The sequence below is a fragment of the Balneola vulgaris DSM 17893 genome (genome assembly GCF_000375465.1).
GTDB lineage: Bacteria > Bacteroidota > Rhodothermia > Balneolales > Balneolaceae > Balneola > Balneola vulgaris.
In genome coordinates, this window is record NZ_AQXH01000001.1 from 770,604 (window position 1) to 783,739 (window position 13,136).

Sequence of the window (13,136 nt, forward strand, 5' to 3'; positions counted from 1 at the left end):
GTGCCTAAATGTCCTTTTGTAAAGCTCCCCGGGTTGGATTCGAACCAACGACCGATCGGTTAACAGCCGATTGCTCTGCCACTGAGCTACCGAGGAAGATATTCTTGATGACTTTTCAATAAACCTGCTGTTTCGGCTATGTCATCGCTATCGAAACAAGCATCCCGTTGAAGGGGCGACAAATATAAAAAGAATATTGAATGAGTATCAATACTTATTTTCAATTTTCGTAAAAAACTTTTTCCAACACTAACCCATGTGCTGGAGCTGTAAAAGATTTCACATCAGCCTTAGGATTGAAAAGCAACTCACGGTAATCGTTAAGCTTGATTTTACCTATACCTACTTGAATCATCGTACCTATTAATCGCCTCACCATATTCCTTAAAAATCGGTTTGCTTGAATGTGAAATAAGACCCTGTCTTCTTTTTCTTCGATAGCTGCATTAAAAATGGTGCACAACGTAGTGTAGTTTTCTTCATTGAACTTAGAAAAACCATCAAAATCGAACTCCCCTATAAGTAAGGTTGCGCATTCTTCCAGCAATCGAATATCGGTATCTTTAGGAATCACCCAACCTATATCGTGATGAAGTGGTGAAGGTCTTTTTAACAAGGTGTAGATGTAGGCTCTAGAGCTTGCATCAAAGCGAGCATGGAAGTCAGCTTTCACTTCCTCAATTTCATGAATGAATACATGATTTGAAGACACGCCATTAACACCAAATATCAGTTTTTGCACATCGACATCATCACCCAAATCAACATGAGCAACTTGCCCACGCGCATGAACTCCTGCATCGGTTCGACCCTGCCCGATTAAATCAATTGGCTGCTGTAATATCTTACTAAATGCCTTTTCAAGCTCCCCTTCTACGGTAGTAGCATCTGGCTGAATTTGCCAACCTGAGAAATAGGCACCATGATATTCAATCAATAATTTATATCGTTTTATCATCGAGGTATGATACGGATTTTATTATTCAGCCGTAAAAACTAGAAGCATTCATGAAACACAAACTGCTTAGCGCCGTACTTGATTGCCATATCAAAAAAAAGAATCTTAGGGCTGTATTATTAATAGAGATTCTCACAAACACAACTAACTAAATATAGATACGATGACTATAATCGAAGTGGATGGCATTCGTAAAGCATTCGGGAAAAACGTTGCTGTTAACGATGTCAGTTTTAAAGCAGAAAGAGGGCGAATATTTGGGTTATTGGGTCCCAATGGTGCAGGTAAAACAACAACCATCAGAATGATTAATAATATAATCATGCCTGATGAAGGGAACATTACCATAAATGGTGTGGCGGCTAGCCCAGAAACACAAAAGATGATTGGCTATATGCCCGAAGAGCGTGGGCTGTATAAGAAAATGAAAGTTGAGGAACAGTTAATGTACCTTACGCAATTGAAAGGAATGAAAGCCAAAGATGCTAAGAAAGCTATTCGCTACTGGCTTGAGCGTTTTGGCGCAGCCGATTGGACTAAAAAAGAAGTAGGTGAGCTCTCAAAAGGGATGTCGCAAAAAATTCAGTTTATTGCCACAATTGCTCACGATCCTGATATCTATATTTTTGATGAGCCCTTCAGTGGTTTAGATCCTATTAACTCAGAAACGCTTAAGGAAATCATCATTGAGCTAAAGAATAATGGCAAAACCATATTATTCTCTACACACAGAATGGAACAAGTTGAACAGATGTGCGACGACATCTGCTTATTCAACAATGGTAAAGCCGTACTTCAAGGTGGACTTCGAGAGATCAAAGCTTCCTTCGGAAAAAACACCATAAATCTTGAGTTCGAGGGCGACGGCACGTTCCTCGATAAACTCCAAGATGTTCGCATTAACAACCGATCTACAAACTTTGCAGAGATTCGAGTGTTAAACGGGCAAAGCATGCAAGACATTTTAAAACTGGCTATGGAACACGCTGAAATCCACAAATTTGAACGTATCGAGCCTTCACTAAATGAGATATTCATCTCAACCGTTGGCGAAGATAACCTAAAAGCACAGCAGGAGGCCTAAGATGGATTTCAAGAAAATTACCTTAGTATTAAAGCGTGAATACATAACACGCGCACGTTCAAAATCTTTTATCCTTTCAACCATTTTAACACCACTCGTACTTATTGCTTTTGGTGCGTTAATGGTTTGGATTGTTTCTGGAGATACCGACTCCGAAAAAGTTGTTGGGCTTGTAGACAACACCGAGATCTTAGCTCCAAAACTCATCGAGTTAGATGCGGATAGATACACCGATGTATCACACCTCCCCATAGACAGTGTAAAGAGCATGGTTATGCGTGAAGAAATTGATGCATACCTTGTGTTAGATGAAGTTCACATCGAAACTAACGAAAACGCCGAATTGACTTATGCTGGTAGTGGTGGATTAGCATTCACTAGTAGTGTGAGAGGTGACTTACGCCAAGTGATTCAAGAAGAGCGTTTAGTTCGTGCGAATGTAACTGATGAAATACGAGAGTTATTCGAACGTCGACCAGGCTTAGACTCAAGAAAGCTGGCTGAGGATGGCACAGCTGAAGACGATAAAGCAGGTTTCATGAGTGGAGTTGGGTTCGTACTTGGCTTACTCATCTTTATTGGCCTATTCGGTTATGGAGCCATGCTTATGAGAAGTGTGATTGAAGAAAAAACCAATCGTATTGTGGAAGTCATCACTTCATCTATCAAACCCATGGAATTACTGATCGGTAAAGTGATTGGTGTTTGTTTACTTGGATTCACTCAATTCGCCATTTGGGTAGTGATGTATATCGGTTTGAGTATTGCAGCCGTACCTATTGCGGGTGCTTTAATGCAAGATCAGATTACTGAAATGACTAGCTCTGAAGAAATGACCCAAGCTGCGGCCGAAGCTGGCTTCGACCCAGCATCCCTTGAAGTACTTTCTATTGATCCAATGATCTTTGTGTACTTCTTCCTGTTCTTCATCTTTGGTTTCTTTATGTATGCGGCTCTATTTGCGGCGGTTGGTTCAGCGGTAGATTCAGAGCAAGATACCCAGCAGTTTATGCCCATCCTTATGGTGCCTATCATGGGGGCTTACTTTATCAACACCCGAGTGATGGTTGACCCCGACTCTACCCTTTCGGTTGTTGCTTCAATTTTCCCGCTTACCTCGCCAATCAATATGATTACGCGTATAGCTGTAACGGATGTACCGTTCTGGCAAATAGGGGCAAGTTTGATTGCACTAATCGCCACTTTCTTTGGAGTGATGTGGATGAGTGCGAAAATTTACCGTGTTGGAATCTTGATGTATGGTAAGAAAGCAAGTTGGGGCGATCTACTTAAATGGATTCGACAGTCTTAGAACCACACCACTTATAAAAAACTAAAAGGGACGTTCATAGCGTCCCTTTTTTTATGCGATGAACTTAATCGCGAGGCTTCATTTTGTATTCAAACTTCTTTTCGCTCACAAATGAAGTATCCGTACTTTCCGGATCAGGATAATAATCATCGGAATAGGTAGTGGTTAATACATTGATCTTAGATTGTATTTTCACCTGATTCCGAGTGATCTTCTTTTTCTCATCTTCGGTCTCAGCCGTTTTAAAACGATCAGCTAATTCCGTCATCTTTCGTTTGTAGAAATTCAGTTCCAGCGCTTTTATAGTACTTTTTGCTGTTCGATGAGGATTTTTATCCTTTTCGTATTTCATACCAACTTTTTCATGATGTCGATCACTTGCGGCATGTTGTTCTAACAATACATCTCCAACCAGTCTTGGGAAAGGGTCTGGTTTTCCTGAATACACCTGAATAGAAATTTCTTCTTCTTTCTTATAGCGCTCCACGATATCTAGATAAAAATCTTTGAGTTCATCGTCTTCAAAAAGCTTTTGGTTGGTGAATGAACAGATGTATTCCACCATTCCTCGCCCGTAAGTAATCATTAAGCGAATGAGCTCTTTTTCATAATCTGGCTTTTTCGCTTTCGTAGGTGGTTCGAAATGTTCGAATTGATCAAGTGGAGCAAATTCTTGATCTGGAATTGGAGGCATTTCCATATCTGGAGGTCTATTAGAACGTTCTTCTCTGAAGCGTTCTCGGCGTTCTGCACGTTGATCCTCCTTTTGCTTTTCCTTCAGTATGCGCTCTAATTCCTCAAATAACTCTCTATCGCTACCCTTTCTATACTGTTGGGTGCGTTGATGCAGATATTGAACATAAATCTGACGCTGTAGTGATTCCTTGATGTTCGAAATGGCCACCAAGATTTCCGAAATCACTTTTCCGCGCTGAACTGGATTATCTAAACGGCCTTCTTCATCGGCTTTCAAGATCAAGAAATCCACAAAATCTGAAGCCTCTTCCTTTTTAAGCTCATCAAATGATTCTTTTCCGAATTGCTTCACAAAAGAATCAGGATCTTCCCCATCTGGAAGCTCTAATAATTGCACTTCCATTCCTTCAGCTAATGCAATATCAATACCTCTTTTCATGGCAGCTTGGCCGGCATTATCGGCATCATAAATCATGATGATTTTTTCACCATAACGATGCAAAATCTTCATCTGCCCCGAGGTTAATGCGGTACCCGAACTTGCTACCACATTTTTGATACCATGTTCATTCAAGGTTATCACATCGGTATAACCTTCAACCAAAATCACTTCTTTATTCTTACGAATTTCATTCTTCGCAAAATTCACCCCATACACTACTTCACTCTTATTATATACAGGGGTTTGAGCTGAGTTTATGTATTTGGCTGTTTTCTCATTCCCAAGTACACGTCCTGCAAAGGCAATCACTTTACCGGTAGCCCCAAAAATGGGGAACATCAGCCGCCCACGGAAAGTATCGTAGTATCCTTCTCCCCTTTGGCTTGGTTTGATGAGATCGGCTTCAATCAAATAGTTTAAATCGATGCCCGCATTTACCGCTGCTTTGTAGAGTTCATCTCCTCCAGATGGAGCATAACCTAAACCGAATTTTTTAAATACTTCGCGATTGTACCCTCTTTTGTCCAGATACTGAAGAGCTTTTGCTGCCTCAGGGTTCTCAATTAAATTTCTGTAGTAGAATACACCTGCAAATTTGAGTGCATGATAAATTCCTTCTTTGAGCTGCTTGCCTTCTGAAGGTTCGTCGTCTACTTCTTCGGGAATAAATACACCATATCGATCTGCCAATTGGCGCACAGCCTCGGTAAAACCGATACCATCTTGATCCATAATAAACTTGAACACATCACCGGATTCACCACACCCAAAACATTTATAGATGCCTAAGCGAGGGGTAACGTGAAAAGATGGAGTCTTCTCATCATGGTATGGACATAGCCCCGTAAAACCATTGCCAGAGCGCTTTAGCTTCACATAGTCGCCTACTACTTCTACAATATCCGCAGCGTCTCTTACTTCCTCTTTTTTATCCTCAGTGATCATACATAGAGTATAAGAAATTCTCTATTCTGTTTAAGCGTCATTAGTGGGCAAAAATCTGGAATTACGCATCCTGCTTAAATTCTTTTTACGAAAACTCAAATTTGGTGAAATTCAGAACTATCAACTATCTGATAAGGATTGTATATTCCCCACCCATAAAAATTTTGAATCATAAAGAACAAAAATGAGTGTATTAGTTGGAAAAGACACCCGCCTGATCGTGCAAGGCTTTACAGGAAGCGAAGGAAGTTTCCATGCACAGCAAATGATTGAATACGGCACCAATGTTGTTGGTGGAGTTACCCCTGGTAAAGGTGGCCAAACTCACTTAGATCGTCCAGTATTCAACACTGTGGCTGACGCCGTGGAGCAAGTAGACGCAAATACTTCAATCATTTTTGTTCCTCCTGCGTTTGCTGGCGATGCAATCACTGAAGCAGCATTTGCAGGCATTAAAGTAATTATTTGTATCACTGAGGGTATCCCTGTAAAGGATATGATTGTGGCTAAGCAAGTTGTAAAGAGCCATGGTGCTACATTAATCGGACCTAACTGCCCAGGCCTTATCACTCCAGGTGAAGCTAAAGTGGGTATTATGCCAGGAAGTATTTTCACTCCAGGTAAAGTTGGTTTGATTTCACGCTCTGGTACTTTAACGTACGAAGCGGTTGATCAGTTAACGAAAGAAGGTTTAGGCCAAAGTACCGCTATCGGTATTGGTGGTGACCCTGTAATTGGTACTACTCACCTTGATGCTGTTAAACTACTTCAAGAAGATCCAGACACTGAAGCTATTGTATTAATCGGTGAAATTGGTGGTTCTGCAGAAGAAGAAGCTGCTGAATACATCGCTGAGAATGTTGACAAGCCTGTGGTAGCATTTATTGCAGGATCTACAGCGCCTCCGGGCCGTAGAATGGGTCATGCTGGTGCGATTATCTCTGGTGGTAAAGGAACTGCTCAAGAGAAGAAAAAAGCATTAGCTGCTGCAGGTATCACGGTTGTTGATAGCCCAGCTGAAATTGGTGTGACTCTTAAGAAAATGCTTGAAAACGCATAATTAAGTACACTTTTTTATTCTATTCAAAGCCTTACTTCATTTTGGAGTAAGGCTTTTTTTATGCCCGCCTTCCTTAAAATGTTAAAAAATAATTCGCAGGCTCACCTTTTGCTCGTACTTATCTATATTCTGTGCTAACTATTAATTTAACGAGGGTTGTAACAGTGAAAAGAACACTTAAACTTTTTCTAGTTGTGATGGTGATGTTCAGTGGCTATGCTACTGCACAAGACACCGAAACAATGGTTGACCGGATTGTAAAAGAAGGCACCGAAAACTCACAACTTGAGCGCTTAGCTCACGAACTATTAGATGTAATTGGGCCACGTTTAGTGGGTACCCCACAAATGCTTAAAGCTAGCGATTGGGCTATCGAGACTTTCCAAGAATGGGGTATTGATGCAGAGCGCCAGAATTTTGGCGAATGGCGTGGTTGGGAGCGTGGTATTACACACGTTGATTTAACCTACCCACGAACAGTTACTTTAGAAGGCATGCTATTGGCTTGGAGCCCTGGCACTAAAAAAGGTGGCAAAGAAGGCGAAGTTGTAACCATTCCTTCCGTAAGCAACGAAGCTGAGTTCAAAACTTGGTTGAAATCTGTAAAAGGTAAATATGTATTAGTATCTATGCCTCAACCAACAGGCCGCCCTGATTATAACTGGGAAAAATGGGGAACGGAAGAATCGATCAAGAAAATGCGTGAAGAGCGTAATAAAGCTTCTCAAGAATGGAGAGAGCGAATCAATGCTACAGGCTTCAATAGCCGTACTATCATCGAAGCTCTTGAAGATGCTGGTGCTATCGGAATCATTCAGTCTAGATGGTCGGGTGGTTTTGGTGTGAACAAAATCTTCAGTGCTAGAACAAAAGAAATTCCTACTGTTGATCTTTCCTTAGAAGACTACGGCTTACTTTACCGCTTAGCGGATTACGGTGACAAGCCTCGCATTAAAGTGAATGCGACTTCAAAAGAATTAGGTAAAGTTGAAACCTTCAACACTATTGCTGAAATCAAAGGAACTGAAAAACCGAATGAGTATATCATTCTTTCTGCTCACTACGATTCTTGGGATGGCGGTACAGGTGCTACCGATAACGGTACAGGTTCTATCACCATGATGGAAGCTGCTCGTATTCTTAAGAAGGTGTATCCTAACCCTAAGCGTACTATCATTGTTGGACTTTGGGGTAGCGAAGAGCAAGGCCTTAATGGTTCTAGAGCATTCGTAGAAGACAATCCTGAGATCGTTGAGAACCTTCAAGCTCTATTCAACCAAGATAATGGTACTGGTCGTGTTGTAAACATTTCAGGTCAAGGTTTCCTTCATGCATATGACTTCCTAGGCCGTTGGTTAGCTGCTGTACCTCGTGATATCACTCGCCATATCGAAACTCGTTTTCCAGGCACACCTGGTGGCGGCGGTTCTGACTATGCGTCTTTTGTAGCTGTAGGTGCTCCTGCCTTCTCACTTAGCTCTCTAAGTTGGGATTACGGTTCGTACACATGGCATACTAACCGCGACACTTACGACAAAATCGTATTCGACGATGTTCGTAACAACGCAATTTTAACAGCTATTCTTACCTACATGGCAAGTGAAGATCCAGAGCGTACTTCACGTGAAAAAGCCGTTTTACCTATCAGTCCACGTACTGGTAAGCAAATGACTTGGCCGACTCCTCGCAAAGCGAATAGAAACGGTGGTAATTAAGTTTTTTTAATAGACTTTTTGTTAAGCCTGTATATCTTTGATGTACAGGTTTTTTTTATATCAGATGTTTGTATATCGTTGCTCTATAGCAAAGCTATTAAATTAACTAACTATCATGCAAGAGTATAGGGTTCCAGGTGGTACTACTATTGGCCATGTCCACCTAAAGGTTTCAGACTTGCAGCAATCACTGGATTTCTATTGCAAACTTCTAGGCTTCGAGGTAATGGCTACTTATGGAGATAGAGCCGCTTTTATTTCAGCAGGTGGATATCATCATCATATTGGGTTAAACACTTGGTTTAGTAAAAACAGTGAACCACCACAAAATTATAAAACGGGATTATTTCATGTGGCACTGCTATACCCAACTCGAAAAGATCTAGCCATCATTTGTAAACGCATACTTGATGCGAACTACCCCATCACAGGCTCTGCCGATCATGGAGTATCTGAGGCCATTTACATAAACGACCCTGATGAAAATGGTATCGAACTCTACTGGGATAGACCGCAAAATCAATGGAAATATTTGGAAGATGGCTCCGTAGAGATGCTCACAAATGAACTGAAAATTACCGACCTATTAAAGGAGCTAGACGAATAACTCCTTTTTCTTTCGATTTAATTGAATACCATTTGATGGTAACCATTGTGCAGATGAGTGGTAACTACCGTTAACATTGATAAGCCTATTTCCACTTCTGTGTTTACCTCTTCGATAGGATAATTTCTTGCCAATAAAGACTGTCCACACACATAAATTTTTACTCCTGCTTCCTTTAATTCTCTAATCAATGGGATATTTGGGTTATCAAATTCATACTTCAATTTATAGGTGTCATTGTTTAATACCACGTCTGTTGCTCCACCATGGATAACCACAGAAACATTTAGATTGTCGTTTGACACCCCACCCAAACCATGTAGGTTGATCATTCGAGCAACATTATTTAGGCCTCCATTCAAGCTCTCTTTATCTCGTTGCAGAGTCTTAAGGTCGATAACAATTTTATAATTGATAGATGGATCTGGCTTTACTGTGTTCTCAATTTCGTAAATAGTGCCATAATTCTTGATGATTGGGTTGGCGCCTTGCTGTGCATAAACACTCCCTGTTACCATTAGAAATGCTATTAAAAACGCTACTTTTTTAACCTTCATTATTGTCTTCATTCTTTTTACTGCTTTAAGATTTGAATCTTCCTGTATAACTAAAAAGCTATCATTTCATTTTGAGAACGATTTTAGCTTAATTGAAGAAGGGTACTAATAATTATGGAGGTAAATATGCAAAATTTGAAAATAAATCATTTTGCGGTTTGGGTTGTCGTAATTCTATTGCATGGTTTGGGGTTTTTATGGTATGGTCCTTTACTTGGGGATTACTGGATGGAACTAGAAGGGCTTTCAATGGCAATGTTGGAAGCAAATCCACCTGGTGTTGGAGTTTGGGTTACAAATACCATTGCTGCCGTATTACCAGTGTATGTACTGGCTTGGCTATTTGTTAAACTACATGTCGACTCTTGGCTTCGTGGACTTGGGTATGCCCTGCTTCTTCAATTTGCCTTCAGCTTTATCAGTATGATGGCAGATAATATGTTTGGCTTTGAACCTTATGCACTCGTTTGGGTTGAAGGCGGCTACAATTTAGTAGGCGCAGCAATTACAGGAATTGTTTTAGGAGGCTGGTCGAAAAAAGAAACTGTACTCGATTAGTAGGTCTTTTCTTAAAACTGGAAGGAAATTCGTGCTGTTAAGCCTGTAGTGCCGAATTCATTGAGATAACTCACTGATGCAACTGGTGGGTTATCCATGATATTGCGTGCCTTTACAAATGCATTGATCCCGCTAAATATTCGATTTGCTACCATAAGAGTTAGCATAGTAGGTATCTGATTTTCAGCCTTTGATATTTTAGAACGCGTATCTCGAAAGTCTTCACGGTCGTTTGTGGTAGACCAACTCCAACGGTTTTCGGGAGTATCGGAATAGATATTTTGCCAATTTCGAGTTCGAAGCTGATAATCGTTGTATTCATCTAAGCTATTGAAATCAGAAACGGCCAGCTCAAACCTTCTATCTCTATTCGAGATGTTAACCCCTGCTTTCGAGCGTGCTAATGTTACTAAGTCGCCTTCTAAGCGATTCGCACGTTGACTAAAGCCCACTAAACCAGCTATTAAAATAACATCAGTTGCTAAATGAATTTTCCCTCGTGTCCAATTGGATTGATCCACATAATGGTGTCCCCAGCCTGGAAGCACAAAAGAGCGCAGTAATGCACCCCTTGGAGATAACTCTAAACTTGTTTGATCTTGCACTTCAGCATAAGAATAACTCTGATGTTGCGCTACGAGTTGGCTTGAAAACAAACAGAGAAACCCTACACACAAAAATAAAGTGATGTTGAGGTTTCTCATAATGAATGACTAGTCTTTGTTTTTCTTGCGTTCACGATCCCAATGTCGCAAAATCGAAACGCTAAATCCAATCATAAGTAGAAAGGTGCCGAGCCATACCACTGATATAAGTGGCTTTTCTTCGGCTACTATTAAAATCCATTCGTCTTGGTATTCTTCATCTAAGCCCGTAATCGTTAGATCTATTTCGCCAGATTCAGGATATACTTTTGTGAAACTAAACGTGATATCATGATTTGGTAATTCCACTTCTGGAGCAAACACATAAGTATCTCCATCTTCGTTATACAAAGCAAAAAGTGGTTCCAGCATATACTGCTGATCGCTTGCTAAATGCGCTAGTTTCACTTGAGCACGTACACCAATATTCGTGTTTGGAGGTAGAGCGGTTGTGTCTTCCATCGCATAATCGATGAATTGCATTTCAAAGCCACCAACTACTACAGTTTCCCCCTTGCTAAAGCGTATCGTTTGCGTTTCGGGTACTTCCCCTTCTGGTGTAGCTGTAGTATTGATATTCGCTCTTCTTGCAATGATATCATTTCGTTGTTTCACATAGCTACTTCCTGCAACATAAAGATAGATATCAGAAATTAAGCCTGTTCTTACATCAGGATCTACTGACCACTGAACATTATCCTGAGTTGAGGTAGCTAACATTGGGTACAATTCGGGATACATATAGAATGGTTTCCCGCCATCAATAGGTTCGAATAAAACTTTATAGGTTTGCTGACCCGGTCTATTTTGATTTACAAGATCATAACCCACATAAGTCACTACATACTTCCCATTTACAATCTTAGGCTCTTTGAGCTCTAAATTAAGCATTGTTACAGGTTCAGTGATTGTGAAGCCCATCTCATCTTTTACTTCACCATTTTTCACACGCTCGTTATAAGCCTCAGTAGTTTGATCAATCATTGGCTTGTTATAAGCCGATGATATTAAAATACCTATCAATAGCACACCAAAACCGACGTGTGTAACTGAACCACCAATAAGTTTAGGTTTTTGAATAATCAAACGAACCATAACCCAAGCATTCCCTACTACCGCAAAGAAAGCTGTAAAGATGTAAAGCACGTAGTATGGATCACGAACTTCACCAACAATCATTGTTAAAATGGTACACGCCGATGTCACCAATAAAGGATATACCAACGCTGAAGAAAGTGATTCCCAATTGTACTTCTTCCAAAAAAGATATTGACCAATCACCGTAAGAACAGCCATGATCATTGCAATTGGCATACTCCATTGATTGTAGAAACTAATTTCTGGTGGCGTTGGGTTGTCGTTAAACAAGAGGCCTATAATAGGTGAGCTTGTCCCCAGAATAATTACCAGACCTAATATCAGAAGCATGATGGCTCCTGTAAAAGTCATAAACTCTCTAGATAAAATCTGCGACTCTTTTTCTTGAGATGGAAGTTCTTTATATCTCCAAAAGAACATACCCAAACCAACACCCGTTATTACAAGCATAAATGCTAATAGCTGGTTATACAGCCCGAGATCCACAAAACTGTGAACGGAAGCATCCGCAAGAATCCCTGAACGGGTTAAGAACGTTTCATATACAATGGCTACATAAGCAAGGATAGCGAATAGAATAGACGACTTTTGAGCTACCGAACTTTTGCGCTGAATAATCATGGTATGAATACCAGCCGTACCAATTAACCAAGGTACTAAAGAAGCATTTTCAACGGGATCCCATGCCCAAAAGCCACCAAATGAAAGCGTTACATATGCCCAATATCCACCTAAGAAAATGGCTGTTAGCAACGATACATTCGCACTTAACGTCCATGGCAGTGCTGGCCCAACCCATTCGTTGTATTTACGTTTCCACAATGCGGCCATTGCAAAACAGTAAGGAATGGTCATCATCGAGAAGCCTACAAAAAGAATTGGTGGATGAATCATCATCCAAGGGCTCTTCAATAAATCATTTAAACCAGTACCATCATTAGGTATAAAATCTGGGTTAGCTTGAATGAAGGGAGCATTCGGCATTTCTTCAGCAATGGTTCTAAATGGAGAAGCACCGAGTTTTAGGATTCCTAAGTCCCATCCCAAAATCATAGAGAGTAAGAAAACTTGTGTAAGCGCTAGAAAGAACAGAACTGGCGCTTTATACGGAGCTCGGGTCCATCTCATTAAGCCAAAACCGAATAACCATGAAAACAAGATCCATAGCATAAAACTACCTTCTTGCCCACCATAAAAAGCCGACCAAAGGTACTTAGCTTGTAAGTCTAAACTGGTGTAGTTGAATACGTAGTAGTACTGAAACTGATGAGTAAACAGCAGATATACTAATACTGCTGAAGCTGCTGTGAGAAAAAGGCCTTTTAAGCCAAAGAGCCAATTCCCAATTTTTAGTTTTGAATCATCGTCGTTTTTTGCTCCTTGGTAGTACAAAAAAAGTGAGGCGGTAGCAGATAAAAAAGAAAGGGTAATTAGAACTTTACCAATAAGGCCTAGCATAT

Annotated in this window: 11 protein-coding genes and 1 tRNA gene; 6 read left to right on the top strand and 6 right to left on the bottom strand. The window is 40.5% G+C overall.

Annotation, left to right across the window (positions count from 1 at the left end):
- Positions 1-24: 24 nt before the first annotated feature.
- Positions 25-96: transfer RNA gene (locus B155_RS0103355), tRNA-Asn, on the bottom strand.
- 124 nt (positions 97-220) lie between these two features.
- The gene (gene truA / locus B155_RS0103360) at positions 221-958 is read right to left on the bottom strand and encodes a tRNA pseudouridine(38-40) synthase TruA (protein WP_018126833.1); all 738 of its coding nucleotides are present in this window, start codon (positions 956-958) and stop codon (positions 221-223) included.
- 163 nt (positions 959-1,121) lie between these two features.
- On the opposite strand from truA, the gene B155_RS0103365 reads away from it, so the two are divergent.
- Complete coding sequence (locus tag B155_RS0103365) at positions 1,122-2,042, top strand: ABC transporter ATP-binding protein (protein WP_018126834.1); 921 nt, start codon at positions 1,122-1,124, stop codon at positions 2,040-2,042.
- Position 2,043: 1 nt separating this feature from the next.
- Positions 2,044-3,354, top strand: coding sequence for an ABC transporter permease (locus B155_RS0103370; RefSeq protein ID WP_018126835.1), 1,311 nt, complete (start codon positions 2,044-2,046; stop codon positions 3,352-3,354).
- Positions 3,355-3,418: 64 nt separating this feature from the next.
- On the opposite strand, the gene dnaG is transcribed toward B155_RS0103370, so the two are convergent.
- Complete coding sequence (gene dnaG / locus B155_RS0103375) at positions 3,419-5,437, bottom strand: DNA primase (RefSeq protein ID WP_018126836.1); 2,019 nt, start codon at positions 5,435-5,437, stop codon at positions 3,419-3,421.
- A gap of 184 nt (positions 5,438-5,621) precedes the next feature.
- Here dnaG and sucD point away from each other — a divergent pair, with 184 nt between their 5' ends.
- The 3 genes from sucD to B155_RS0103390 all read left to right on the top strand — a co-directional run bounded on the left by sucD (position 5,622) and on the right by B155_RS0103390 (position 8,819).
- Positions 5,622-6,497, top strand: coding sequence for a succinate--CoA ligase subunit alpha (sucD, locus tag B155_RS0103380; protein WP_018126837.1), 876 nt, complete (start codon positions 5,622-5,624; stop codon positions 6,495-6,497).
- 197 nt (positions 6,498-6,694) lie between these two features.
- On the top strand, positions 6,695-8,212 hold the full coding sequence (locus tag B155_RS0103385; protein WP_018126838.1) for a M20/M25/M40 family metallo-hydrolase: 1,518 nt from the start codon (positions 6,695-6,697) through the stop codon (positions 8,210-8,212).
- 115 nt (positions 8,213-8,327) lie between these two features.
- Positions 8,328-8,819 (top strand): VOC family protein, encoded by a 492-nt coding sequence (locus B155_RS0103390; RefSeq protein ID WP_018126839.1) that lies wholly within the window; start codon positions 8,328-8,330, stop codon positions 8,817-8,819.
- A 17-nt stretch (positions 8,820-8,836) separates the two neighbouring features.
- Here B155_RS0103390 and B155_RS0103395 read toward each other — a convergent pair whose 3' ends face one another.
- Positions 8,837-9,388 (bottom strand): DsrE family protein, encoded by a 552-nt coding sequence (locus B155_RS0103395; RefSeq protein ID WP_205617751.1) that lies wholly within the window; start codon positions 9,386-9,388, stop codon positions 8,837-8,839.
- 114 nt (positions 9,389-9,502) lie between these two features.
- On the opposite strand from B155_RS0103395, the gene B155_RS12875 reads away from it, so the two are divergent.
- Complete coding sequence (locus B155_RS12875) at positions 9,503-9,934, top strand: DUF1761 domain-containing protein (protein WP_169331266.1); 432 nt, start codon at positions 9,503-9,505, stop codon at positions 9,932-9,934.
- Positions 9,935-9,945: 11 nt separating this feature from the next.
- Here B155_RS12875 and B155_RS0103405 read toward each other — a convergent pair whose 3' ends face one another.
- Entirely contained in the window at positions 9,946-10,638 is a 693-nt protein-coding gene (locus tag B155_RS0103405; RefSeq protein WP_157464715.1) for a hypothetical protein, read from the bottom strand.
- A 9-nt stretch (positions 10,639-10,647) separates the two neighbouring features.
- The gene (gene ccsA / locus B155_RS0103410; protein ID WP_018126843.1) at positions 10,648-13,134 is read right to left on the bottom strand and encodes a cytochrome c biogenesis protein CcsA; all 2,487 of its coding nucleotides are present in this window, start codon (positions 13,132-13,134) and stop codon (positions 10,648-10,650) included.
- Positions 13,135-13,136: the final 2 nt, after the last annotated feature.

Excerpts from the sequence above, each read along its gene's own strand:
- truA (WP_018126833.1), bottom strand. The coding sequence starts at position 958 with ATGATAAAACGATATAAATTATTGATTGAATATCATGGTGCCTATTTC.
- B155_RS0103365 (WP_018126834.1), top strand. The coding sequence starts at position 1,122 with ATGACTATAATCGAAGTGGATGGCATTCGTAAAGCATTCGGGAAAAAC.
- B155_RS0103370 (WP_018126835.1), top strand. The coding sequence starts at position 2,044 with ATGGATTTCAAGAAAATTACCTTAGTATTAAAGCGTGAATACATAACA.
- dnaG (WP_018126836.1), bottom strand. The coding sequence starts at position 5,437 with ATGATCACTGAGGATAAAAAAGAGGAAGTAAGAGACGCTGCGGATATT.
- sucD (WP_018126837.1), top strand. The coding sequence starts at position 5,622 with ATGAGTGTATTAGTTGGAAAAGACACCCGCCTGATCGTGCAAGGCTTT.
- B155_RS0103385 (WP_018126838.1), top strand. The coding sequence starts at position 6,695 with ATGGTGATGTTCAGTGGCTATGCTACTGCACAAGACACCGAAACAATG.
- B155_RS0103390 (WP_018126839.1), top strand. The coding sequence starts at position 8,328 with ATGCAAGAGTATAGGGTTCCAGGTGGTACTACTATTGGCCATGTCCAC.
- B155_RS0103395 (WP_205617751.1), bottom strand. The coding sequence starts at position 9,388 with ATGAAGACAATAATGAAGGTTAAAAAAGTAGCGTTTTTAATAGCATTT.
- B155_RS12875 (WP_169331266.1), top strand. The coding sequence starts at position 9,503 with ATGCAAAATTTGAAAATAAATCATTTTGCGGTTTGGGTTGTCGTAATT.
- B155_RS0103405 (WP_157464715.1), bottom strand. The coding sequence starts at position 10,638 with ATGAGAAACCTCAACATCACTTTATTTTTGTGTGTAGGGTTTCTCTGT.
- ccsA (WP_018126843.1), bottom strand. The coding sequence starts at position 13,134 with ATGCTAGGCCTTATTGGTAAAGTTCTAATTACCCTTTCTTTTTTATCT.